The organism is Paenarthrobacter sp. RAF54_2, from assembly GCF_052113945.1.
Classification (GTDB): Bacteria; Actinomycetota; Actinomycetes; order Actinomycetales; family Micrococcaceae; genus Arthrobacter.
Genome location: NZ_JBFRDV010000003.1, coordinates 241893 through 264558 on the forward strand (window position 1 = coordinate 241893; position 22666 = coordinate 264558).

At 61.2% G+C, this 22666-nt stretch carries 21 protein-coding genes and 1 pseudogene; 18 read left to right on the top strand and 4 right to left on the bottom strand.

Annotation, left to right across the window (positions count from 1 at the left end):
* Window positions 1-119 precede the first annotated feature (119 nt).
* Both AB4Y87_RS03865 and AB4Y87_RS03870 read right to left on the bottom strand, forming a co-directional pair.
* Window positions 120-1085: an alpha/beta hydrolase gene (locus AB4Y87_RS03865; RefSeq protein WP_441437333.1), complete on the bottom strand. Its 966-nt coding sequence runs from the start codon at window positions 1083-1085 to the stop codon at window positions 120-122.
* A gap of 332 nt (window positions 1086-1417) precedes the next feature.
* Window positions 1418-2014 carry a TetR/AcrR family transcriptional regulator gene (locus tag AB4Y87_RS03870; protein WP_442003129.1) on the bottom strand — a complete coding sequence of 199 codons (597 nt, stop codon included), beginning with the start codon at window positions 2012-2014 and terminating at the stop codon, window positions 1418-1420.
* 80 nt (window positions 2015-2094) lie between these two features.
* Here AB4Y87_RS03870 and AB4Y87_RS03875 point away from each other — a divergent pair, with 80 nt between their 5' ends.
* From AB4Y87_RS03875 to AB4Y87_RS03895, 5 genes are read left to right on the top strand one after another with little or no spacing between them, the layout of a single operon-like run.
* Window positions 2095-2874, top strand: coding sequence for an SDR family NAD(P)-dependent oxidoreductase (locus tag AB4Y87_RS03875; protein WP_441437331.1), 780 nt, complete (start codon window positions 2095-2097; stop codon window positions 2872-2874).
* Window positions 2875-2913: 39 nt separating this feature from the next.
* Entirely contained in the window at window positions 2914-4413 is a 1500-nt protein-coding gene (locus AB4Y87_RS03880; protein ID WP_441437330.1) for an FAD-binding oxidoreductase, read from the top strand.
* On the top strand, window positions 4410-5435 hold the full coding sequence (locus AB4Y87_RS03885) for a zinc-dependent alcohol dehydrogenase (RefSeq protein ID WP_441437329.1): 1026 nt from the start codon (window positions 4410-4412) through the stop codon (window positions 5433-5435). The genes AB4Y87_RS03880 and AB4Y87_RS03885 overlap by 4 nt, the downstream gene beginning before the upstream one ends.
* The gene (locus AB4Y87_RS03890; RefSeq protein WP_441437328.1) at window positions 5432-6199 is read left to right on the top strand and encodes an alpha/beta hydrolase family protein; all 768 of its coding nucleotides are present in this window, start codon (window positions 5432-5434) and stop codon (window positions 6197-6199) included. Before AB4Y87_RS03885 ends, AB4Y87_RS03890 begins: the two co-directional genes overlap by 4 nt.
* A complete protein-coding gene (locus AB4Y87_RS03895; RefSeq protein WP_442003130.1) occupies window positions 6196-6375 on the top strand; it encodes a hypothetical protein in 180 nt (59 codons plus the stop codon). Before AB4Y87_RS03890 ends, AB4Y87_RS03895 begins: the two co-directional genes overlap by 4 nt.
* A 386-nt stretch (window positions 6376-6761) precedes the next feature.
* On the opposite strand, the gene AB4Y87_RS03900 is transcribed toward AB4Y87_RS03895, so the two are convergent.
* Window positions 6762-7670 (bottom strand): GntR family transcriptional regulator, encoded by a 909-nt coding sequence (locus tag AB4Y87_RS03900; RefSeq protein ID WP_442003131.1) that lies wholly within the window; start codon window positions 7668-7670, stop codon window positions 6762-6764.
* Between AB4Y87_RS03900 and AB4Y87_RS03905 the strand changes: the two genes are divergently transcribed.
* The 10 genes from AB4Y87_RS03905 to AB4Y87_RS03950 all read left to right on the top strand — a co-directional run bounded on the left by AB4Y87_RS03905 (window position 7579) and on the right by AB4Y87_RS03950 (window position 17616).
* A complete protein-coding gene (locus AB4Y87_RS03905; protein ID WP_441437326.1) occupies window positions 7579-8538 on the top strand; it encodes a succinylglutamate desuccinylase/aspartoacylase family protein in 960 nt (319 codons plus the stop codon). The genes AB4Y87_RS03900 and AB4Y87_RS03905 overlap by 92 nt on opposite strands.
* On the top strand, window positions 8535-9692 hold the full coding sequence (solA, locus tag AB4Y87_RS03910) for an N-methyl-L-tryptophan oxidase (RefSeq protein WP_441437325.1): 1158 nt from the start codon (window positions 8535-8537) through the stop codon (window positions 9690-9692). The genes AB4Y87_RS03905 and solA overlap by 4 nt, the downstream gene beginning before the upstream one ends.
* A 109-nt stretch (window positions 9693-9801) precedes the next feature.
* Window positions 9802-10725: an ABC transporter substrate-binding protein gene (locus tag AB4Y87_RS03915; protein WP_441437324.1), complete on the top strand. Its 924-nt coding sequence runs from the start codon at window positions 9802-9804 to the stop codon at window positions 10723-10725.
* A gap of 47 nt (window positions 10726-10772) precedes the next feature.
* Window positions 10773-11669 (top strand): amino acid ABC transporter permease, encoded by an 897-nt coding sequence (locus AB4Y87_RS03920; RefSeq protein ID WP_442003132.1) that lies wholly within the window; start codon window positions 10773-10775, stop codon window positions 11667-11669.
* The gene (locus AB4Y87_RS03925) at window positions 11666-12433 is read left to right on the top strand and encodes an amino acid ABC transporter ATP-binding protein (protein WP_441437322.1); all 768 of its coding nucleotides are present in this window, start codon (window positions 11666-11668) and stop codon (window positions 12431-12433) included. The genes AB4Y87_RS03920 and AB4Y87_RS03925 overlap by 4 nt, the downstream gene beginning before the upstream one ends.
* A 1-nt stretch (window position 12434) precedes the next feature.
* The gene (locus AB4Y87_RS03930; RefSeq protein ID WP_441437321.1) at window positions 12435-13616 is read left to right on the top strand and encodes an FAD-dependent oxidoreductase; all 1182 of its coding nucleotides are present in this window, start codon (window positions 12435-12437) and stop codon (window positions 13614-13616) included.
* A 10-nt stretch (window positions 13617-13626) separates the two neighbouring features.
* Window positions 13627-14145 carry a RidA family protein gene (locus tag AB4Y87_RS03935; RefSeq protein WP_441437320.1) on the top strand — a complete coding sequence of 173 codons (519 nt, stop codon included), beginning with the start codon at window positions 13627-13629 and terminating at the stop codon, window positions 14143-14145.
* 17 nt (window positions 14146-14162) lie between these two features.
* On the top strand, window positions 14163-15269 hold the full coding sequence (locus tag AB4Y87_RS03940; protein ID WP_442003133.1) for an alanine racemase: 1107 nt from the start codon (window positions 14163-14165) through the stop codon (window positions 15267-15269).
* 54 nt (window positions 15270-15323) lie between these two features.
* The gene (locus AB4Y87_RS03945) at window positions 15324-16067 is read left to right on the top strand and encodes an SDR family NAD(P)-dependent oxidoreductase (protein ID WP_442003134.1); all 744 of its coding nucleotides are present in this window, start codon (window positions 15324-15326) and stop codon (window positions 16065-16067) included.
* An 88-nt stretch (window positions 16068-16155) separates the two neighbouring features.
* Window positions 16156-17616 (top strand): NAD-dependent succinate-semialdehyde dehydrogenase, encoded by a 1461-nt coding sequence (locus AB4Y87_RS03950; protein WP_442003135.1) that lies wholly within the window; start codon window positions 16156-16158, stop codon window positions 17614-17616.
* A gap of 2261 nt (window positions 17617-19877) precedes the next feature.
* On the opposite strand, the gene AB4Y87_RS03955 is transcribed toward AB4Y87_RS03950, so the two are convergent.
* The gene (locus tag AB4Y87_RS03955) at window positions 19878-20189 is read right to left on the bottom strand and encodes a GlcG/HbpS family heme-binding protein (protein WP_442003136.1); all 312 of its coding nucleotides are present in this window, start codon (window positions 20187-20189) and stop codon (window positions 19878-19880) included.
* 14 nt (window positions 20190-20203) lie between these two features.
* Between AB4Y87_RS03955 and AB4Y87_RS03960 the strand changes: the two are divergent.
* The 3 genes and pseudogenes from AB4Y87_RS03960 to AB4Y87_RS03970 form a co-directional block, all read left to right on the top strand.
* Window positions 20204-20386 (top strand): annotated as a pseudogene (locus AB4Y87_RS03960) (DUF4193 family protein); the annotation flags it as partial.
* Between the two features lie 145 nt (window positions 20387-20531).
* A complete protein-coding gene (locus tag AB4Y87_RS03965) occupies window positions 20532-20714 on the top strand; it encodes a YegP family protein (RefSeq protein ID WP_442003137.1) in 183 nt (60 codons plus the stop codon).
* A 1109-nt stretch (window positions 20715-21823) separates the two neighbouring features.
* On the top strand, window positions 21824-22591 hold the full coding sequence (locus AB4Y87_RS03970; protein ID WP_442003138.1) for a hypothetical protein: 768 nt from the start codon (window positions 21824-21826) through the stop codon (window positions 22589-22591).
* Window positions 22592-22666: the final 75 nt, after the last annotated feature.

The window sequence follows — 22666 nt, forward strand, 5'->3', positions numbered from 1 at the left end:
TAGCACTCCTAGAAAAATCAATAGCGATTGTCAGTGACTCGTCACGGCTTAACCACGCGCTGGTGCACGTCAACGGATGGTTGATTCCCGCGGTTGAGCGTCGTCGTCTCTCATGAAGCTCATGCTGCTGCCCAGGAGGCTTCAAGGAATCGGCGCGCCTGCTCGATCTGTTCTCGATCCTCCGGAGCCTCTCCCATGAACATGCCGTGCGGGGCACCTTCCCAGACATGAAGTTCGGCGCGGACGCCGGCCTGAAGGAGTTTGCGGTGCAACCGCACGGTATCCGAGAGGAGGAAGTCGCGCGTCCCGGAGGTCAGCATGACAGGCGGGAAGTCTGCGGTATATGTGCCGAACAGAGGTGAGATGTAGGGGTGCTCGAGTGACTGATCACCGCGGTATAGCTCGAGCATGTTCTTCGGGTGCCATTCGCTGAGGCCAAACCCGAGGGTGGTGTACGTGTCGCCGGCAAGCGTGAAATCGACACAAGGAGAAATGAGGCAGGCGGCGGCTGGCATTGGCAGACCCTCGTCTCGGGCCCTAAGGAGAAGGGCTGCTGAGAGATTGCCGCCTCCGGATTGCCCGGCGATGGCGATCGTCTCCGGCCTATGGCTCTTCAGCAGTTCGCGGTATACCGTCATGCAGTCATCCAGGCCAGCCGGGAACGGGTTGTCCGGGAGTTGCCGGTAGTCCATTCCCCAGGTGCGCACGCCGATGTTGCCGGCGATGAGCTCGGTGGAGCGGCGCGCAGTGGGCCCGCCGCCCCAAAGGAAACCTCCGCCGTGGATGTACAGAAGGACCCGCTCGTCGTCAGCTGCGATGTCCGACGGCTCAGCCATAAAGAATTTCGCCCCATGAACCTCGCCGGCTTCTACTGCTACTGCAACGTCTGATGTCACGGCGCCAGTTGTCGCTCGCGCCATGGTTTCGACGAAGACAGGGTCTGAGGATTCGGCGGCCGCCGCCAGGGCACGCCAGACCTCGACATCCTCAGGGGCGGGATCAGGCTGCGGCGGCCTTCCGGCGGCCATGGCCAATACATTCTGTGCCTCGAGGCTGATGGTGGTTGGAACAGGGTATTCGGTCATCGTGGAACGTTCTCCTCTGCGGGGATCGATCGTGAACTATTCGTGAAGTCAGGCGCTCTCGCGGTTAGTCGCGACATCGTGGGTGACGCGCGTCACCGATCTAATCACGCGTGGGTGACACGCGTCAATAGGGGCTGAAATTTCCCGTTGGGAATGCAGTGCATTGAGCGGCCGCGGCGCACAGATGGGTGTCGGCTGCAGCAAAGCCCTTGAAGAGCCACTCCAGTGGATCGCACCAGCTCAAGCATCGAAATGCGAAGCAGTTGATCCTCCGGGCCAAACTTTGACCCTGGAGCGTACGTCATCCGTCCAAGATGGGGGCGAAGACCTGGTTAGCCCAGCTGGAGGACGGCAAGCGCCCGCCGAAGGTAGGGGGCAGGGTCAGTGTCATCATTAGCCGCCCATTGCAGCCAGGCTTCGAATAATGCGCCAGCAAGAGCGGCGCACAGGTACCGGGCAGTGTCTTCAGGAATGCCACGGGCGGTGAGGTAGGAGCGGGTCTGGTCGTTGCGAGTCCCTAAGAATTCCTGGCTGCGGCTCAGCAGCTCCGGGTGTTCGGCGATCAATCGGAGTCTCCCGCGGGTCACGGCGAGGTCCGGGAGGGCGGCAATACCCGTAAGCACGGCTTCCCGAAGTCCGTCCAGAATCGCCTGTCGGGACAGGGGATGTGCAGGGGCCGACTCCAAGGCGGCGGCGGAGGCTTCTATTACAGGTCCCATCCCGCCCCATACCAACTCTGCTTTATTGGCGAAATGGCGGTACAAAGTCTTCCGCCCAACGCGGGCCTCCCGCGCAATATCCTCCATCGAGGTCTGCTCATACCCCCGCTCGGCGAACATTTTGAGGGCAAGGGCGGCAACCGCTTCAGGGTCGATGCTCACCGGCCGCCCCGGCGACCGGTGGATAGTGATTGAATCGTTCGAAAGCATCTCACCAGTATTCACCCTTCCATTATGACACTGAGTGTCGTAATCTTGGCTGCGACATCATCAGCGTCTGGAAGGACATCATGGGCAGCGAAGCCTCGTGGCAGGAAACCATCACTAATGGCCGCTTTGCGGGACAAACCGTCGTCGTAACGGGTGCAGCGTCCGGCATAGGGCAGGCGACTGCCATGCGCATCGCCAAGGAGGGCGGCAAGGTTATCGCCGCGGACATCAGCAAGCAGCGCCTCGACGCTCTCGTTGAAGAGAATAAGAACCTGGACCTGGTGCCAGTGGCCGGTGACATCTCTACTGAGGAAACTATTGCCGCTGTGGTTTCTGCCGCCGGCGGGCGCATCGACGCCTTGGCGAACATTGCCGGAATCATGGATAACTTCGCACCAATCCATGAGGTGGACGATGACCTTTGGGACCGCGTTTTCCGGATCAACGTCACCGCCCTCATGCGTCTTACCCGCGCCGTTGTACCGCTGATGCTGGAAGCCGGGGCGGGGTCGGTAGTCAACGTTTCCTCAGAGGCCGGCATCCGCGGTTCGGCTGCCGGGGCTGCATACACTGCCTCCAAACATGCCGTTGTTGGCCTGACCAAGAACTCCGCCGTGATGTACGGCCCGAAGGGTCTTCGCTTCAATACCGTGGCTCCCGGGCCCACACTCACTGGCATCGAGGCAAACTTCGGCTCCCAACTGGCCACCGAACGGCTCATCCCACTCATGCAGGCCAATATCCCCACGCCCGCTAACGCCGCACAGTTGGCAGCCTCAATCACTTTCCTGCTCAGCGACGACGGCACCAACCTAAACGGCGCGGTTCTGGCCTCCGACGGCGGCTGGTCGGCGATTTAGCCGCCAAACAAAAAACCCTTCAAACAGGAGTTTCTTCTAATGTCAGAAAAGTTCTTTGAGGCAGTCTCCCAGATCCTTGGTCAAGATGCCGTTGACGTTTCGGATGCTGGCCGCGCCTCATACAGCAGCAACCGGCTCCCTGGCGGAGACCGTCAAACCGATGGGATTGTTTTTCCTTCTTCCACTGAAGACGTTTCCACCATTGTTCGCCTGGCCGCCGAGCATGGAGTGTCTTTGTGGCCGACCAGCACGGGCCATAACTGGGGCATGGGAGAGTTTTCCCCAGTCCGGGAAGGCCAGGTGGTTATGCACCTGGGCAAACGGATGAACCGCATCCTGGAAGTTGATGAACGACTCGGCTACGCCGTCATCGAACCGGGAGTAACCTTCCGACAGCTTCGGGCAAAAATGGCCGAACTCGGCGACAAGTTCATGATCAGCGGAACCTCCGGTCCGCCCGATGGCAGCATCATCGGCAATGCCCTCGACCGCGGTGCCGGCTACACCCCTCACTTCGATCACTTCGGCACGCTCTGCGGGATGGAAGTAGTTCTGCCCAACGGGGAAATCTTCAACACCGGAGACGGGTCCCTTCCCAATTCCAATAGCCGCTTTACTAATAAGTCGGGGTTCGGACCGCTCCTGGACGGCATCTTCACTCAATCCAACTTCGGCATTGTCACGCAGACTGCTGTCTGGCTGATGCCACGCCCGCCGGTCATTGTGGGATTTGCTTTCTCCTTCGCGGAGGACGAGGACCTTTCCGAGATCTTTGAAATGGTGCGCCCGCTGAAGCTCAACTCGGTGGTTCCTACCCTCATCAAGGTGACCTCCGGCGGTTACGGCTTCGCTACGGAGGATACCTACCCTTATAACCGCACCGACGGTCAGGTGCCACTGCCGGATGCCATCCGCCGGGAACTGCAGGAAAAGCATGGCACCGGAGCGTGGCTCGTGTCCGGCGCCCTGTATGGGCCTTCCGAGGAGGCGCTGCAGCCCACGCTCGGTAGGATCCGCGCCGTTTTCGAGGCATCAGGTAAGGCCACCTACATTTCCCACAAGGAAATGCTGGATAACCCCATCTACAAGATCCATCTCGACACCTACAGTGGTGAACCCACAGACAGTGAAGTCGACATGCTCAACTGGCGCCCTGGCGGTGGCGCGACCTGGTTCCTGCCCGCCACACCTATGATCGGCGAAGCTGCTGAGCTTCAGCACGAAACCTCACGCCGCGTCCTTGCCGAGCACGGGTTTGAGTACTTCGTCGAGTTCGTTTGCAGCACCAGGGCAGCACGCGGCCTGCACCTCATCATCTTCAACCGTCAGGACGCTGATGAGGTAGCCCGCATGAACGCCGCCTATGCTGCCTTGGTCGAAGCATACGACGAGATCGGCTACCCCATCGGACGAACCCCGACTGACTGGCAGGAACGGGCCATGGCCCGTCTGCCGGTACTGCAGCAGGTCACGCATCAAATTAAGGCGGCACTGGATCCCAAGGGAACCATCGCGCCGGGCAAGTACGGCATCTCATGAGTGCTGCAGCCATCAGCCTCGGTGGCCGTGTTCTTGAGCTGACAGCACCCTATGAGATGGATACTGTCGTACGCCCTGACCTAGGTCAGCCCGGCCCCGGTCAAGTCGTTGTCCGCATGGTCGCTCTGGGCCTGTGCGGCACAGACCTTCACATCTACTCCGGTCGGGGATCCATGTATCCATGGGTAACGGGGCATGACGGAGCCGGAATCATCCAATCGGTAGGGCCTGGAGTCGATCTCCAAGAGGGCCAACGCGTTGCCGTTGACCCCGTCGTCCGATGCGGGAAATGCGCGATGTGCCGGCAAGGCAAGGTGCAGCTCTGCGCGGACGGCGGATACCTCGGCATGCTCGGCCCAGGTTTGGCCGCTGAATATGTACAGCTTCCGGCGGCCCAACTCATTCCGCTGCCGGACGCGGTATCAGACCTGGCGGCCACCGTCTTGGAGCCCGTCGCCGTGGCCCTTCACACACTTCGCCGGGTGGCGCCCTTAATGCCCGGCCAGGGGGCCGCCGCCATCATTGGTGGAGGCCCGTTGGGCATCCTGCAGGCACAGGTATCCCAGCACTTTGGATGGGATTGCGTTGTCTTCGAGCCCCAGAAGCGACGCCGGGACCTGGGCAGCTCCCTTGGCGTGAAGATGTTCGATCCGGCGGAAGCTGAGGACATCGAGACACTTAAAGGCGGCCCGATACTGGTGATCGAGACATCCGCGGCCGGCGCGGGCGTCGACCTCGCCGAACGGATAGCAGCCCCGGGTTCCGTTGTTGCCATCGTGGGCCGTGGGCCGCATTCCCCGTCGCCAGCGAGCATCTTGCTCAAAGAGCTGTCGGTGCTGGGAATCAAGGGAGGCCCAGGCATGTACTCCGAGGCGGTGCGCTTGGTCCAGGAGGGCGTGGTTGATCCGGCATCAGTTATCACTGACCAGTTCCCTTGGTCGCAAGGTGCCAAGGCGTTTGCGCACACCGTTCAGAACCCCGAAACCGTGGTTCGCAGCGTCCTCCATGGGGCGTGGCAATGACAAAGCAAGTCATTAACTACGGAAAGCATCCTTCTCAGTTTGTCGAAGCCTGGTTTCCCGAGAACTGGTCACAGGACAGTGCTGTCGTGCTGCTCCATGGTGGCTGGTGGCGTGCTAAACACGACCTGCATCTGATGGATGAGCTGGCTGCTGATCTGCATCAGAGGGGGTATTTGGTTTGGAACGTAGAGTATCGAAGGATCGATGGCGACGACGGCGGTTGGCCTGGGACATTGGACGACGTCCTGGCAGCCATTCACCACCTGACCTCAGAGCCGCTGCGGGTAAACCCGTCATCCATTGCGGTCATTGGACATTCCGCCGGCGGACACCTGGCCCTGCTCGCGGCCAAGACAGCGCGACTGGCTGCTGTCGTTGCGCTCGCCCCGATCACGGATGTCGCCCGCTGCGCGGCTGAAGGACTGGGAGAGGGAGCGACGCCGGTCTTCCTCGAAAAGGCTGGTCTTACCAAGAAAGTCTTTGAAGAAGCTTCGCCTTTGGAGCAGGCACCGATCCGTGTTCCCCAATTGGTCGTCCACGGCTCGGATGATGTCCGGGTCCCCTTGAGCCACAGCAAGGCATACGTCTCCAGAGCCGCCGGGGTGGGGGACAATGTTGAACTTCGGGAAGTTCAGGGGGGCGACCACATGTTCGTCCTGCAGCCCGATCATTCGTATTGGCCCAAAGCGCTGGAGTGGCTGAACGACGTAACCGCCGACTCAGCGCCCGTACCTTCCGCCGGAGAAGACAAGCTCTCATTATGACGGGGAGCACAAAGATCCTCGGACCCGGAGAGGGCGAAACGCATACCAACCATGCGATTCGGGCTGCGCATTCTCCGGGTGATTCCGATCCGGGCGGCGATGGCATCGGCAGCGAAACGCGCATCCGCCTCCAACTCACTAGTTATCGTCTCGTCGATGCAGTCAGGGACTCCTGACATTCTGTCTCTGACGTGATTCGTCCTGGAAGAAAAGTGGGAAATTCTAGGGAAGGGATCCGAAATCTCACTCCAGTTTTTGGTGGCGCTCCCGGGAAATGTCTCTAGAGCTACCGTTTGATTGCTGAGCCGCGGCGGGGACTTGGCCCGCCAGAGGTTGCGGTTCGAGTTCGGATCCGGTGCCCTCGTGGCTGAGGCGAACGACGGCAACGTGACGCGGGCGAGTGCGCAGCACCACGCCCGACCGGTTCCTTACCTGATCCAAAGAGTCGTCAGATAGCAGCCCACTACTTTTAGGCCAGGTCTCGATCAACCACTTTCGAGCGGTGAGCATTCTGGTTCGGTGCCGCAAAGAAATACGAGGCCACGGCGTGGCCGATCTGCTGTTACTCCTGGTAGTAGTGCTGTTCGAGACCCTTGATGAGCAGTTCGGGCTCTCCGCTCATTGCGGCGTCGACCAGCAGCAGATGCCTGTCCGCCTGGCTGTCGGCGGTTCCCACGCCGCGCCGCATTATCGGCACCATCATGACGGCGAGAAGCGACTCCAGGCTCTGCCATGCCTCCACCAGTTTGGCCTTTGGCTGCTGATTCATCAGCGTTCCGTGGAACTCGCGGTCCAACCTCATGAGATCGTCTACGTCCTCTGGCAGACGAAGCCCCCGCATGCGTTCGGCGATGCGCCTCAGTTCTTTCTCAACGCTTTCGGACGGCGGAAGCACGGCGTGCATGGCAGCTCGTCCTTCGAGGGCTGCGAAGACTTCCCCGATCTCGGCGATGTCGCCGTCGCTGAAGTATCGAACCCGGTTACCTGAACCCGGCGAGAATTCGACGAGCCCGGTTGCGGCAAGGCGCGTCAGGGCCTCGCGGACTGTGCCGCGGCTCACAGACAGATCTTCAGCGAGCCTCTTTTCTACGAGATGCCGACCCGGATCGAGAGTTCCCAGGATGATTTCCCTCCTGATTCGGTGCGCCACTTGATCCACGAGCGTTGTTCGCTCCGCAACCCGAGGCGCAAGCGTTCTCGCGAGAGACGTCCTTGCTGGCTCAGAGGTAGGTTGACTCTCCATTGCGCTCACACCCCTATCGGCTAATGGCAGCCACCCGCGCTTTGGAGTGGGCCTTGACACTAGATCACCAAACGATAGTATCAAACAATCATGTCGGACACGATTGTCGGACACTATGGTCGGATAGGACATCAAAATGCATGATGGCTTCAGAAGCCAAGAGGCCGTGGTTCGCGGCCACTTCCACATCGCTGCTCTCCCTGGCGGCGGTTTGGATCTGCCGTACATCGAGATCCATGGCGGGGAGCCCGGGCCGCGGCTGACGATGCTCGCGGGCGTCCATGGCTGTGAGTATGCGGCCATGGCTGCTCTGCGGGAGTTTGTTGCAGAGGTCAATCCTGCGGAACTGAGGGGGATCATCACCGCGGTTCCCGTGGTAAACCTCCCGGCTTACCTGAGCCGGACGCCCTTCATCGTTCCAATGGACGGCAAGAATCTGAACAGGTGCTTTCCTGGCGACCCGAACGGCAGCTTTTCGGACGTACTGGCACACCATGTGTTCGAACGCTTCATCCGGGAAGCCGACTTCGTCGTCGACCTTCATTCCGGAGACGTACCGGAAGCTATCGAGCCGGTAGTTATCTACGACGAGTCACCGGTGGGTGAGGCTGCACGGCGGATCGCGGTGGCGTACGGAACACAGCACGTGATCAGGCAGCCTGCCGCCTCACGGGTTACCACCGGCACCACGAGTTCTGCGGCCGCGGATGCCGGTGTCCCGGCGATCACCGCTGAGGCAGGAGGCGGCGGCATCATCGATCGCAAGGCTGTCGCCATTCATGTCAGGGGCCTGCGGAATGTGGCGGCGACCCTGGGAATGCTCCCCTATGACGTTGAGCAGACCCCTGGCCAGGCGGAGCACGACCAAGGCTGGAGCTGGATTCATTCGCCGGTGGGCGGTTGGTGGCAACCGAGCGTCGAACTTGGCAAGCCTGTTTCCAAGGGGGAGCTTCTCGGACAGGTCAGTGACCTCTTCGGCGACGTCATCCACAAAGTCAAGGCAACGCACGCCGGAATACCCATGATCATCACCACGAGTCCCGCGATCGCCGCAGACGGACTCCTTATGGTTCTAACCCAGGAGGTTTCAGAGTGAGCACCACCAAGAAGCGAGTGGCCGTCATCGGTCTCGGAACGGCAGGCAGCATGTCTGCCTGGCGCCTGGCTTCACGGGGCATGGAGGTAGTCGGTTACGAGCAGTTCGGAATCGCCCACGACCGCAGCGCCCACGCGGGCGAGTCCCGTATCTTCCGCACCGCCTACTTCGAAGACCCCGAATACGTGCCATTGCTTCGCACCGCCAAGGCACTGTGGCAACAGCTCGAGGGCGAGACAGGCACCAATCTCCTTACCCTTGCCGGCAATCTCATGCTGGGGGAGGCATCATCGCAGATGGCCAACGTCAGTGACTCCATCGACAAGTTCGGGGTGGACGCCTCCATCATTCCGCTCGACGAGGCGCGCACCCGCTGGCCGCATCATCCGTTCCACGAGGGCGACGCCGTTGTCCTGGACCGTGAGGCTGGCTATCTTCGCCCTGAGCTCGCGGTGCTGAAGGCCGCCTACCGGGCCATGTCGCTGGGCGCCCAACTCCGCACCTACAGCCCAGTTGAAGGGGTCGAAGTCAAGGAGGGCGGGGTCTGGGTCAGCGCCCATGGCCGGAGCGAGCGATACGACCACGTTGTGATCACCACCGGCCCCTGGGCTGCCAAGCTGCTTCCCGAACTCGCGCCACTCGTGCAGGTTCGCAAGGCGGTATCGGCGTGGTTCGTCACGAAGGAACGCGGAGCATTTGATCCGGCCAACTTCCCATGCTTCATACGCACAACGCCCGAAGAGTTTTATGGACTGCCCGCGATGGACGGGAACGGGCTGAAACTAGGCCTGTCCGGCACCGTCAACCGTCTGGTCGATGACCCTGACGCCCTCGACCGGACGGTCCCCATCGACGAAATGAAGGCATTCAGGCAACTCGTGGCCGATTCCTTCCCGGCACTCTATCCGGATCCTGTCCGTGTGGCCGCCTACATGGAGGGCTACACCCAGGACGGGCACGGGATCGTTGGGCGGCTTGGCGGCGAGGACCGCATCACTGTCCTCACGGGCCTGTCCGGTCATGGGTTCAAGCTTGCGCCGGCGCTCGGCGAAATCGCCGCGGACTACGCCCTTCACGGTGCCAGTGACAGCACGATCCCGCTCCTGAGCCCCGACCGGTTCCTTACCGTCCAGACCTCGACGGCGAACCCGTGAGGTGACGCAAGGCCCGTCCCAGCCATTAACTACATCCATCTGGCACCACTACACGGCTTTTTCTGTAACCGCACCATCCCCAACCAAAATAAATTCCAAGGAAAACACCATGAAGACACAAAACAAGGTCCACGCCGCTGTGGCCTCACTGGCCCTCCTCATTGGCTTGAGCGCGTGCGGCAGCGCCGCCGGTAGTGAACCTTCGGCCAGCCCCACTGAACTGGGCCTCAGGGACATCTCTGAGGGTGTCCAGCCCGATCCGAAGGCTGTGAGCCTCCTGCCGAAGTCGTACAAGGACAAAGGTGAGCTCACGGTGGCCGCGGACCTGCACTACCCGCCGACCGTCTTCCTCGCCGAGGACAACAAAACCCCGATCGGCCTCAACCCGGATATCACCCGGCTTATTGCCAAGAAGCTTGGCGTCAAGGTGAAGTTCGAGGACACGAAGTTCGACACCATCATTCCGGGCCTTGACGGTGGCCGCTTCGACTTCACGGTTTCGACCATGGCCAAGACCGAGGACCGGCTCAAGGTCGTGGACATGATCGACTACTTCAAGGCCGGCAGCTCCATTGGGGTGACCGCCGGAAATCCGCAGAAACTCACCAACGAGACCCTATGTGGGAAGAGCATTGCCGTCACCCAGGGCTCAACCGGTCAGCTGCTGCGCCTTCCAGCCCTGAACGAGATGACCTGCACCTCCAAGGGACAGCCCGCAATCAATGCCGTGACGCTGCCCAACATCCAGGAAGCCCTGGTCCAGCTGCACTCCAAGCGCATCGACGGCATCCTCTACGACACCACGGCACTCGCCTGGGCGCAGACGCAGCAGCCGGGCTCCTTCCAGATGCTCACCCCTCCGCTGAACGTCGGCGGAACCGGAATCACGGCAGTTGCGCTGAAGAAGGGGTCGCCCCTGACCCCCGCCATTCAGGCAGCAGTCCAGTCGATCCTTGCGGACCCGGAGTACAAGGAGTCCCTCAAAACCTGGGGCCTGGAGTTTGGGGCCATTACCGACGCCAAGCTGAACTAGCAGGTGCCTGAATGACAACGGCTATCAGCAAAGGAAACAAAGTTGCCATGGGAAGCGTAGATGCAGCCCTCAAGCCACGGCTTCGGCTTCGGACCCGATCGGAATACGCGGGGTGGATCCTTAGCATCCTCGTCGGCGTCGGGATCCTCACCTCGGTCCTCACAAACTCCAACTTCAAGTGGGAGATCGTCGGGAAGTACTTCTTCGCTGAGACGATCCTGCGCGGGCTCATGCTCACGATCTTCCTCACGGTTGCGAGCATGGCCCTGGGAACCTTGCTCGGGCTTGCCCTCGCGATCATGCGGGCTTCGCACGTGAAGCCGGTCTCCATGACAGCCGGGCTCTACATCACATTGTTCCGTGGCACCCCAGTGCTGGTGCAGCTGATCTTCTGGTTCAACATCTCCGCCCTTTACCCGAACCTGAGCATCGGGATCCCGTTCACCGACATCAGCACCGCCATCGACGTCAACACGATCATGGGCCCGATCACCGCAGCGCTTGTGGGCTTGACCCTCAACCAGGCCGCGTACATGGCCGAGATCATCCGCGGCGGCTTCTCCGCAGTAGGCAAGGGCCAGCTTGAGGCCGCCGACTCGCTCGGAATGAGCGCGTCCATGAGGATGCGCAAGGTCATCATCCCTCAGGCCATGCCGTCCATCATCCCGGCGACCGGCAATCAGTTCATCGGAATGTTCAAGGAAACCTCGCTGGTTAGCGTCCTCGGCGTGGCCGAGCTTCTGCAGAGCACCCAGTTGATCTACGCGCGCACCTTTGAGACCATCCCGCTGCTCATCGTGGCGAGCCTGTGGTACCTGGTCATGACCCTGCTGCTGAGCTACCCGCAGTCCAAGCTCGAACAGAAGTACTCCCGCGCAACAGCCCGGCTTCCGCGGAAGTCGAAATCCGTTGTGCTGACCGACCCGGAAGGTATCGCGCGATGAGCACCGACGGCACTATCCTTGCCCGGAAAATCCGAAAGTCCTTTGGACCCAAGACAGTCCTGAAGGACATCGACCTGGAGATTGCCAGCGGAGAGATCTGCTGCATCATCGGCCCCAGCGGCTCGGGAAAGTCCACCATCCTGCGCTGCATCAACGGCTTGGAGACCGTGGATTCCGGAATCCTGAAAGTCAACGGCGAGGACTTCGGCTACTACGAAACCGACAAGGCCTACCACGCCCTGCCTGCGAAGAAACTGGCCCAGCAGCGCACCAGGGTTGGCATGGTCTTCCAGTCCTTCAACCTGTTTCCAAACATGACCGCCCGGGAGAACGTCATGTCCGGACCGGTCCTGGTCAAGCGCGCGGACAAGAAGGAATCAGCCAAACGCGCCCAGGAACTGTTGACAAGCGTGGGCCTCGGCGCTTTCGGGGACCGCTACCCGGCCGAACTCTCCGGCGGGCAGCAGCAACGCGTCGCGATCGCGAGGTCCCTGGCCATGGATCCGGAAATCATGCTCTTCGACGAGCCGACATCTGCACTGGACCCCGAAAAGGTCGGTGAAGTCCTGACCGTTATGAAGGAGCTCGCCAAGAAGGGCATGACCATGGTGGTGGTCACCCACGAGATGGGCTTCGCCCGCGAAGTGGCCGATTCCCTGATCTTCATGGACGACGGCTACGTCGTCGAACGCGGCGACGCCCGCGAAGTGCTCCGCAACCCCCAAGAGTCCCGCACCCAGTCCTTCCTCGAGAAAGTGCTCTGAAATGACAGATGGAAAGTTGGCCGTCATCGGCCTCGGCACCATTGGCAGTATGGCCCTCTGGCAGGCCTCCCGGCTATCCGATTCCGTGGTCGGATTCGAAGCGCAGCTCCCTGCGCACGGACGCAGTGCCGTTGGCGGAGACACCCGCCTGTTCCGCATGCTCAACCTAAACCCGGGCTTCAATCCCATCCTGCAGAGCTCCCAACGTCTCTGGGCCGAGCTTGAGGACGAAACCGGACAGGACATCCTCCTGCGCTGCGGCGGAATCTACATTGGTACGGCGAACGGGGCGTACATCCCGCAGCTGCTCGAGTCGGCGCGGGCGACCGGCGTAGCGCACCAGATCCTCTCCCGGACGGAGATGGCCGAGCGGTATCCGCAGCACAACCTGCGTGCCGATGACATCGGTGTGTTCGACCCCAACGGCGGCGCACTCAGGACGGATCGGGCCGTCACGGCTGCGGTCTCCGCAGCCCAGGCCAACGGTGCGACAGTGCTCACCAACACCCCGGTAGACGGGATCCGGGAAACCGTAGACGGTGTAGTGGTGACCTCCGGGGACAAGTCCTGGACGTTCGAGAACGTCATCGTCGCCTCCGGCGGCTGGTCGCAGAAGCTCATGCCGGAGTCGCTCCAAGCGCACACCCAACCGAACAGGGTCTTCCTCACGTGGTTCGTCGCCAAAAATCCCGCGCTCTTCTCCCCAGAGCGGTTTCCTGTCTTCGTGCGGCTCTCCGGAGACCGGTCCATGTATGGTGCGCCCGCAGTTGATGGGGTCACCGTCAAGGCAACCCTGAATTTCCGGCCAACGCCTACCGGGAACCCCAGTGCGGTTCCGAGGGAACTTACTCCGGCAGAGATTGCCGAGACGACCGAGACGGTGAGCGAGTTCTTCCCCGGCCTGTATCCAAACATCGTCCGCTCGGACGCGTTCCCGGACCTCTTCACGACCGACCGCAACCCGCTGCTCGGCCGCCTCGACGCCGGTAGCAGGGTCTACTGCGCAACCGGGTTCTCCGGCGGGGGCTTCAAAATGGCCACCGGATATGGCGAGATCGCCGCCCGCGAAGCGCTCGGATTACAGACGTTCGATGGCTTGGATTTCGTACGTCCGGAACGGTTCATGAGCGTCCATAGCATGCAGGCTGCCGCGGCCGGACAATCCTCTTCCCACAACCAGTGAAAGCGTTGATATGAGCCTTCCCTTTGCCCCCACTGATTCTCGAGTCGGGCTGGTCGCCAACGGTGTGTCCGGCTCGCCATCGCACCGGCTCCAGGCTCTCGGCTTGAAGTTGCCCAGCCTCGCTGACAACCCGTACTACCTGCATCACCGGTCGGTGGACTCCAGTATTCACATCTCAGGCCAACTGCCGTACAAAGACGGCGAACTCCTGGGCACCGGCATCGTCGGCCACGATGTGGAGCTTGAAACAGCGCAGGAGCTTGCCCGCCACGCCGCGCTTAACGCACTTGCTGCCGCCGTCCAAGCGGTGGGCGACCTGGACAAGGTCCGCATCGTGCAGATGCTCGTTTTTGTGGCCAGTACACCGGACTTCGGTCTGCAGTCGCAGGTGGCCAATGCAGCCAGTGACTTGCTCATCGGGGTACTGGGTGAAAACGGACGGCACGCCCGTACTGCGATCGGTGTAGCCGGGCTGCCGCGCAGGAGCCCGGTCGAGATTCAGATGGTCTGCACGGAGGCGAGGGCATGAACCATAAGGAGCACTGCGTGAACCGCATTCAGCAAGCACTCGAGGCTCTCGTCGATCGGATCGACACGCCCTCACCCATCGTGCTGTCCGACGTGATGCAGGACAATATCGACCGGATGCAGGCCTTCGCAACCCAGCAGAACCTCGACGTCAGGCCACACGTCAAAACCCACAAATGCGTGGAAATCGGCCGGCGCCAGCTCAAAGCGGGTGCGGTCGGAATCACTGCAGGCAACGTCGGTGAGGCAGAGGTCTTCGCCGCGGCCGGGTTCGACAACGTCTTCATCGCCTACCCGATCTGGCCGGCTGGAACCAAAGGCCCACGGATCCGCGAGCTGGCCGAGACAACCCGGCTCCGGGTCGGAGTCGACAATGTGGCGGCGATCGATGCCTTGGCCGATGCGATGGGATCAGAAGCGGAGCTGCTGCAGGTGGTGATCGAGGTCGATTGTGGTGCGCGCCGTTCCGGGGCCGCTCCCGAGGCTGCCGGCGACCTCGCCCTCGCCGCCCGCAAGCGTGGCCTGATCCCGGCGGGCGTCTTCACCTATCCTGGCCATGGCAGTGCCGGACCGGACGCGCGCAAGCGAGCCGCCGAGGACCAGGACGCCGCACTCATCACCGCGGTACGGAGCCTCAGCGCAGCTGGCGTGACCGCAGAGGTGGTCAGCGCCGGCTCCACACCCACTGTGGAATTCGCCACCAACAGCGTCATCACCGAGATCAGGCCCGGCGAGTACGTCTTCAACGACCTCAACAACACCAGGCTCGGCGCCTGCACTGAGGACCAGATCGCGCTGTTCCTCGCCGGCACAGTGGTCAGCGACTGGGTCCCGGAGCAGGTCCTGCTCGATATCGGCACCAAAGCCCTCGGTCGCGAAGGCAGCCCCGAGATCGGGTACGGCGGCATTGCCGGCACTACGGCCGTGTTGTCCAAGCTCAATGAGTACCACGGCTTCCTTCCCCTGCCCGGGGACGGATTCCACCCCCGCGTCGGGACCGTGCTTCCCGTGGTGCCCAACCACGTCTGCCCGGTGGTGGTCAATTTCGAGGAGTACATCGTCACCGACAGCACCGGAACCACCCTGGAACGGTGGCCTGTGGACGCCCGCGGATTCCTCAACTGACCGCCTGAGGACTTTCGTCCCAACCCGACAGCCAACAATCAACCTCACGATGGAATGCCTGACTTGAGACTAGACAAGACCACCGCCGTGGTGACCGGCGCCAGCAGCGGAATCGGCGAGGCGGTGAGTGCCCACTTCCGCCGCGAAGGTGCCCGGCTGCTGCTCACTGGCCGAAGGGAGCAACTTGATACGGCCCAGCCAGATGACCTGTACGTCCCGGGAGACCTTAACGACGAGGCCTTCGTCGAAAGCCTCGCCCGGCAGGCCGCCGAATCCTTCGGCACCGTCGACGTCGTCGTTATTAACCACGGCTTGCAGGTCACCGGCCCGCTCACGGAGATGGCGCACGAGGACGCGAAGAACGTGCTCAACAGCAACCTGCTCAGCGCCTTCCTGGTGATGAAGCATTTCGCACCACTGATGCCCGCGGCGGGAGGCTCGTTCGTGCTCGTCAGCTCACGGCTCGGCATGGTCGGCATGGCAGATCAAGTCCTGTACTCCGCAGCGAAGGGCGGCCTCATCATGCTGGCCAAGGGTGCCGCGATCGAGTGGGCCCCACAGAACATCCGCGTCAACGTTGTCGCTCCCGGGCTAACCATCACGCCAGTCATCGAAGCATCAATTCAGCGCACGCCCGATCCCGAGGCCTACCGCCGGCAGCGCGAGGGCCAAATCCCGCTCCAACGCCTCGCCACCCCCGAGGAAATCGCCGACGCCATCCTCTTCCTCGCATCCAAGGAAGCGTCCTACATCACCGGAGCGACGCTCCCGGTAGACGGCGGATACACCGCCTTCTAGCAGCGCATGATCCACAAAAACAGCGGGGCCCGGTCAACCGCCGGGTCCCGCACCCTTCCCAACAAAGCCTGAAACTGGAGCAACGCCCATGAGTACTGGAGCCACACTGGACCTCACCGAAACCCGGCTGTTCATCGGCGGGAAATGGATACCATCCGGCACAGGAGCCACGCTGCCGGTCATCAACCCTGCCACCGGCGAAGCGATCGCGCACGTTTCCGACGGCTCCGTCCAAGACGGAGCGGCGGCACTGGATGCCGCCTGCGCCGCCCAGGACGCTTGGGCAGCAACACCGGCAAGGGACCGCGCCGACATCCTTGCCCGCACCTATCAGGGCATCATCGACCGCCGCGACGAATTCGCCCGCCTGATCGTGGATGAGATGGGCAAGCCCTGGACCGAAGCCCAATCCGAAGTCGACTACGGCGCAGGCTTCTTCCGCTGGTTCGCAGAATCCGCCGGACGGATCCACACCGAAGGCCAGTTCGGCGTCGAACCGGGCTCCAACTACCACATGGCAGTGTCCAAACGCCCGGTGGGCCCCTCCCTGCTGATCACCCCATGGAACTTCCCCCTTGCCATGGGCGCCCGCAAGATCGCACCGGCCTTGGCCGCCGGCTGCACCACCATCCTCAAGCCTGCCGCCCAGACCCCACTGACGTCCCTGCTACTCGCCCAGGTCCTCCAGGAAGCAGGCGTGCCCGCCGGTGTGATGAACGTCGTCGCGACGAGCAACTCCCGGGATCTGATCGGCGGCATCATGAGCGACGAACGGACCCGAAAGATCTCCTTCACCGGCTCCACCGAAGTCGGCCGGGTACTCCTGGCCCAAGCCGCGCAGAACGTCATGAACACCTCCATGGAACTCGGCGGGAACGCGCCATTGATTGTTTTCGACGACGCCGACCTCGATACCGCCATCGAAGGCGCCTACCTCGCCAAGCTCCGCAATGGCGGCCAGTCCTGCGTCGCAGCCAACCGGATCTATGTCCAGGCCGGCATCGCGCCCGAGTTCACCAAACGCTTCACGGAACGCCTCGCCGCCGTCAACGTAGGCAACGGCCACGAACCCAGCACCGGCCTAGGACCACTGATCGATGACAAGCAACGCGCAACCGTCCACAACCTCGTCACCGACGCCGTCGCCAAGGGAGCAACCTGCCTCACCGGCGGCCAGGTCATCGACGGCCCCGGCTACTACTACCAACCCACCGTCCTGACCAACATTCCAACCAACGCCAACATCAGGGAAGAAGAAATCTTCGGCCCCGTCGCAGCCATCTACACCTTCGACACCGAAGAAGAAGCCATCGTCGAAGCGAACGCCACCCCTTATGGCCTGGCCTCCTACATCTTCACTCAGGACCTTGGGCGGGCACTGCGCGTCGCCGACGCGATTGATGCCGGCATGACAGGAATCAACCGCGGACTCATCAGCAACCCGGCCGCACCCTTCGGCGGGACCAAACAATCAGGCCTCGGGCGCGAAGGGGGAATCGAAGGCCTCGAGGCCTACCAGGAAACCAAATACACCGGCATCCAACTCTGACCTGACTGGTCATGTCCGCCCAAACGCTAGAGAAACCATGGACGATTTCGCGGAGTGGAAGAGGCTTTTACGGCTGCCCATCGAAATGCGAAAGGCCGACCAGCGGAACCGTGGATGGCGCGAGGACCCAACGAGATAGCGGTTCAAGATCCTCGGCGTCCCAAAACGGTTGATGCCCACCCGTGGAATGTCACGGCAGGCCGAGATGAGCCGTCTGAAGTGGGTGCATAGGGGTGGCCTCGTCAGGCCGCCTCGAGCTACACCAACTTCGTTCCCGTCAGGCCAAAGCCTGGGTTGCCCGGAGCTCACATCCGGAACTTGATAGGGATACTTGCTTGATGCAGATCGGGGCGGACACCTGTCGGAATCCGCTATTCGGAACCGTAGGTATTCCTCCAAATGGTTCTTTTCGCGTTCAAACCCGGCAGAGTCTACTGCACCGGAAGTGGCCTTTCTAAAGCTGTGAAGGCTGCATTGCTGACCATCCGGGGTGACCACACGCTCATCGGGCTGGCTCGGCCGGACGGTTGTGCCTAGCCCCAGCGGGTGCGTGGGACCGTCCCCCTCTCCTCCAACGAGTGTGAGTAATCAGCGGCCAATAGCCCTGATGCACGGAGCAGTGGCGCATCGGCGCCGGGTTCCTCCCGGGACGCCGCGGACCTCCCAGGAGGGTAGGGTGTCTGCGCACGTATCAATTCTACGCAGGGTAGAAAAAATGTTTGCGAGTCCAAGGTGATTGGTCGTGGGTGTTCGATGAAGTGCTGCGAAGGTGCAGAGTCTTCTTGGGGCCCCTGACATGGGAAAACGCGCAAAAGCATGCCGAGACGGGTTCTCTTCCGTCTTTCTACTCGTCCCACTTGCTGGCCGATACCGATGTTCTGTCGTCGGGTCGGTCGGAAGGTCTTGTCATGATGCTCGTGGTCTTCTCCGCCATGTTAACAAGGAAGGAGGTGCCGCCGTCGTGTTGGATGTTTCATCGTTCTGCCGGGTAGGGTGTGGTCGGATTTTGGTTCGTTCGACGGATGGGTGTGAGTCGTGCCCCAGGGGCCGCCGCCTCATCCCGGCAGGAGGCTCCAAGCGGGCTAAAAGGCTGAGCCTTAGCAGGCGATCTCCAGTGTGTGGCGGCTCCCCTTTTGCTGGTGCCGCTCCGACTGTGCAGAGCAGCTTGGGTCCCCTTTTCGTCGGTGGCGATCGAGCAAAAAAGAAGTGTGAACAATGTCCACACTTTCCACCCCGGACTGGCCGGTACTGCCGTCGGACTGGCCCCGATTCCGCTTGTTTCCGCCACTTCCCAGTGTTTCCAAGGCCAGGAATCGCCTTCGAGTCCCACCTCGGGCACGGCATACCCCCTCGTCAGAGGGGGTTTTTGCTTTAACGTGTTGACAATGGTTGACACGAGTCTCTGATGTGTGCCAGCTGGTGCCTGGCCGCCGGTTGGCCTGTTCAGTTATGGGGGAGCGGGTTCAGGGTTGTGGCCGGTGGGCCCGCCGCTTGCTCTGACTTGGGTTCATGCGTTCCTTGCGCCGTTCGTCCGGTAGGTCGTGGTTGGCCTACACCTCTTCATGGATAGGAGGGCTGGGCGCAACATGACTTCGGAGCATGGCGCCGAAACCACCGGACGTCGGCGCGTTCTTGACGTGAGGAAGCCGGGTTAGGCGCTGCTTTGTCAGGCCTGAAGGGGTGTGTACAGTGTGCACACTTAAGTCTGCTTTATTGCGGCTATTGTCAATCATTGGCTTGTCCCACCTTGGCCTGCATCTGCCCCTTCATTGCATGGGAGTGGCCATTGCGACATGACAGTGACGCGCAAGCTCTCTATGGCCAGGGCTATTTCGGGGCGAGAGTTATTAGCTACGGCCGACCGAGTGCTTCGGGTTGGTTTCGTGCGCGCCGTCGACGCGACTATACGAATGACAAGGCGAGTGGTCTCCTCACATATTTACAGGCCGTAGCTCGGCCTTCGGAACACTGCCCACGCGATTGTCGGCTGAGCATGCGCAAGCCGTACTCTTTGCCGATATGGGCCCTTTCGTCAGGCTGGGGTTAGGCGGGCCCAACGACAGGCACCATCTACGAGGCATCGTCCCAAGGCAACCTTGTGGGTCGCCCGCCGGTATGCTCCCAGGCGGGGTGCGCAAAGTCCAAGGCCTGGTCTCCAGAGGCCTGTCTTTTAGGTGTCTGTATTTTCACCCAACGGCATAGTAGTTCCCCTTACTTGTTCCTCCAGGCTGCTGGCAGCTCTCGATGAGGTCAGGTTTTGGCTATGTGTTGCCCAAGGAAGCTAGAACTTCCAGTCCGATTTCGGCGTCTTGGTCGGGCGTTCCTCCGGCAATGCCAAGACCTCCCAAGTGCTTTCCGTCCAGGACCAAGGGGAATCCCCCGCGGATGTTTTTGAGGAGGTTGTCAGTTCCCATTGGAAGTGTAAGTGCGAAGTCTCCCTGCATCCATCCGCTGGGTCTCCGGGAGGAGGCCGCCGTATTGGCTTTCCGTCGGCTGGTCGCCACGCTGTGGGGCATGGAACCGTCCGCCCTGCCGAAAGCAACCAGGCCCATCATCGGATCGACAACAGTCACTGCGACCAGAACACCAGGCTGATGGCCTTGACCAGGAAGGCCCCGGCGGCGAGATCATCGCCGAAGAACTGATCGTCCAAGTGATTCCGCCGGCAGCTGACGAGTTCACGTGCTACTCGTGTTTCCTGGTCCGGCGCAGGTCCCAGATCGCCCGCGAAAAGGACGGCCACGTGTACTGCGTTGAGTGCGAGGGCTAGACATTCGCTGCTGACGAAGTAGCGATGCCAAAAGCCCGGCTCATGTTGCAGCCCAAACGCAATTCCAAGCAGTTAGGATGACGGTGTTCAAGCATTTCGCCGGTACGTTCACCTTTGGGGTGGCATTGTTGCAGGAGGATCACGCATGGCAGGCAAGTACGAAATCTATTCAGACAAGTCTCAGGGCTTTCGTTTTCGACTGAAGGCTGGCAATGGCGAGGTCATCGCCACCAGCGAGTCGTATACAAGCAAAGCCGCCGCCCAAAAGGGCATCGACTCGGTCAAGGCGAATGCACAATCCGCTGTCGTGGATCTCACTGACAAGTAGCGCTCGAAGCTGAGCCATCAACGCTGATTACCCTGGGGCATCGAATGCTCCGGGGTAATTTTTCGGGACCACGCTCAAAGATGATGGTCCTTTGATGCGGAATACAGATCCATCCCGCTGGCGCTTCAACGGGCCCGTGCCTGCCCGTTGGCAGTGGTCCTTTAGAAACAGCCGGGATATGCGCGCTGGACGGCGGTGACGTCCGCATCCAGCAGTGTACCGTCTGGCTGGAATGCGATCAGTCCGAAGGCACAGCTGGTATTGCTGCCATCGGTGGCGGTGCCGACGTTCGTGGAACTGCACAAATCACGGCCCCCGCCGCCGCCTTGAAGTACCTTCCCACCCAGAGCCGATGAGCAGGCAGCCGCTTCCGTCACAAGAAGCGCACTTCTGTCCTGGGCGGCCTGTGCTGAAGTTGCAGCCGCTGCGGAGGCAGAGGCTGTCTGTGCCTGGTTCTGGGCGGTGATCGAAGCCTGCGCTTGTTCTCTCTTCGAGTGCTTTGCATCGCAATCCCGAATTTGCTCATCGGCAATGCTTCGCGCCTTGGGCAGAGAAACGCCCACGTAATCAGAGAGGAGGTGTCCAGCTGCGGATTGCTCTGGTTGTCTCCTGTGGCCAAGTATTTGAGGATCTGGTCACCGACGTCGCATTCGGTGTGGATCGCCTTGATGAGGCCATTTGACGCGGCACTGGCTGTGCTCGTTGACGTCGCAGATGACGGGTCAGTGTTGATAGCCGGCCCGCTGCAGCCAGACAACAGAGTAGCTGTAGCCAGAGCTGCAAATACGAGACAGCCACTATGGATTGCCGGCAGCACAGACTGCCCTCTCAGGATCGACACTGTATGAGCATAGATGGCATGCGGGGTTTGTTTCGGCTTAAGCACGACAGAGGCGTAGCCTTCATTCGCTCGGATCAGTTCCTATTAGCCCGAATGTAAGGGGCTTAACGGTCTTCAGCAATTCCAGTTGTCAGGGTGGTGAGAATTATGACGCAGCAAGAATTACTCCAAATAGCTGCTCATCCTGAGGGGAAGCGTGGACTTGGGCAACCTAGTCAATCTAGGCTCGGTGAAACTTGTATAGAGAACTCAACATTGGGGGTATGCGGTGAAACCACGCGTGGGTTTGGTCGTGGTCATGATGCTCGGACTTGTGGGATGCGGCTCGGCTTCACCCGATTCGGCTGCGTCGGCGGTGTCCAGCACTTCCACCCGGCAGACGGGCTTCCCGGACGTCGCTGGCAAGACTTTGGCCGAGGCGTCCTTCGCCTTGAGTAGCGCGGGTTACTCCAATTACACCTACTGGGTGGACGGCAAATTTGATCCGCATGCTGTGAGTTCGAACGACGATCTGGCTAGCTTTCTGGTGACATCCTCGTATCCTTCGGCCGGTAGTGAGGTCTCCAAAAGTGATCACATCATGTTGAATTTGATCCCGAACCCCGACAACCCTCCAAAACCCAAACCGTCTCCCATACCATCGCCGGCACCGCTGCCGACGCAAACGACAATTGCAGTTCCTGCGCCTACTACGCCTGCAGCTGCGCCTACGCCGAAGAAGCCGAAGCAGTCCCTGGTGACCTACATCGTCGAATCCGACGGTCCGATTGGCCTTATCACCTATACCAATTTCGTCGGGAACAAGATGGGGCAGGAACAAGCCTCGGACGAAGTCTTGGGGCCCGTGGAAAAGTCCTACGAGTTTGATGCCTCAAACTTTGAGTCAAGCTACGGATTCTGGTCTCTCGGCGTCAGTGCCCAAGCCGGAGCAGGTACCAGCATAATCACCTGTCGGATCATGCACGATGGTAGAGAGATCTCAAAGCAAACATCAACCGGCCAATACTCGATCGTCACGTGCAACGCCGGCCGGTGAACCCGCTAGCCCTGAACAAGGACGCCGCCCTCGTTCGCGACCCTAAGTCCGGTGGTCTAAAGATGGGCTAACGTC

Excerpts from the sequence above, each read along its gene's own strand:
- AB4Y87_RS03865 (WP_441437333.1), bottom strand. The coding sequence starts at position 1,085 with ATGACCGAATACCCTGTTCCAACCACCATCAGCCTCGAGGCACAGAAT.
- AB4Y87_RS03870 (WP_442003129.1), bottom strand. The coding sequence starts at position 2,014 with ATGCTTTCGAACGATTCAATCACTATCCACCGGTCGCCGGGGCGGCCG.
- AB4Y87_RS03875 (WP_441437331.1), top strand. The coding sequence starts at position 2,095 with ATGGGCAGCGAAGCCTCGTGGCAGGAAACCATCACTAATGGCCGCTTT.
- AB4Y87_RS03880 (WP_441437330.1), top strand. The coding sequence starts at position 2,914 with ATGTCAGAAAAGTTCTTTGAGGCAGTCTCCCAGATCCTTGGTCAAGAT.
- AB4Y87_RS03885 (WP_441437329.1), top strand. The coding sequence starts at position 4,410 with ATGAGTGCTGCAGCCATCAGCCTCGGTGGCCGTGTTCTTGAGCTGACA.
- AB4Y87_RS03890 (WP_441437328.1), top strand. The coding sequence starts at position 5,432 with ATGACAAAGCAAGTCATTAACTACGGAAAGCATCCTTCTCAGTTTGTC.
- AB4Y87_RS03895 (WP_442003130.1), top strand. The coding sequence starts at position 6,196 with ATGACGGGGAGCACAAAGATCCTCGGACCCGGAGAGGGCGAAACGCAT.
- AB4Y87_RS03905 (WP_441437326.1), top strand. The coding sequence starts at position 7,579 with ATGCATGATGGCTTCAGAAGCCAAGAGGCCGTGGTTCGCGGCCACTTC.
- AB4Y87_RS03900 (WP_442003131.1), bottom strand. The coding sequence starts at position 7,670 with ATGTACGGCAGATCCAAACCGCCGCCAGGGAGAGCAGCGATGTGGAAG.
- AB4Y87_RS03915 (WP_441437324.1), top strand. The coding sequence starts at position 9,802 with ATGAAGACACAAAACAAGGTCCACGCCGCTGTGGCCTCACTGGCCCTC.
- AB4Y87_RS03920 (WP_442003132.1), top strand. The coding sequence starts at position 10,773 with ATGGGAAGCGTAGATGCAGCCCTCAAGCCACGGCTTCGGCTTCGGACC.
- AB4Y87_RS03925 (WP_441437322.1), top strand. The coding sequence starts at position 11,666 with ATGAGCACCGACGGCACTATCCTTGCCCGGAAAATCCGAAAGTCCTTT.
- AB4Y87_RS03930 (WP_441437321.1), top strand. The coding sequence starts at position 12,435 with ATGACAGATGGAAAGTTGGCCGTCATCGGCCTCGGCACCATTGGCAGT.
- AB4Y87_RS03935 (WP_441437320.1), top strand. The coding sequence starts at position 13,627 with ATGAGCCTTCCCTTTGCCCCCACTGATTCTCGAGTCGGGCTGGTCGCC.
- AB4Y87_RS03945 (WP_442003134.1), top strand. The coding sequence starts at position 15,324 with ATGCCTGACTTGAGACTAGACAAGACCACCGCCGTGGTGACCGGCGCC.
- AB4Y87_RS03950 (WP_442003135.1), top strand. The coding sequence starts at position 16,156 with ATGAGTACTGGAGCCACACTGGACCTCACCGAAACCCGGCTGTTCATC.
- AB4Y87_RS03965 (WP_442003137.1), top strand. The coding sequence starts at position 20,532 with ATGGCAGGCAAGTACGAAATCTATTCAGACAAGTCTCAGGGCTTTCGT.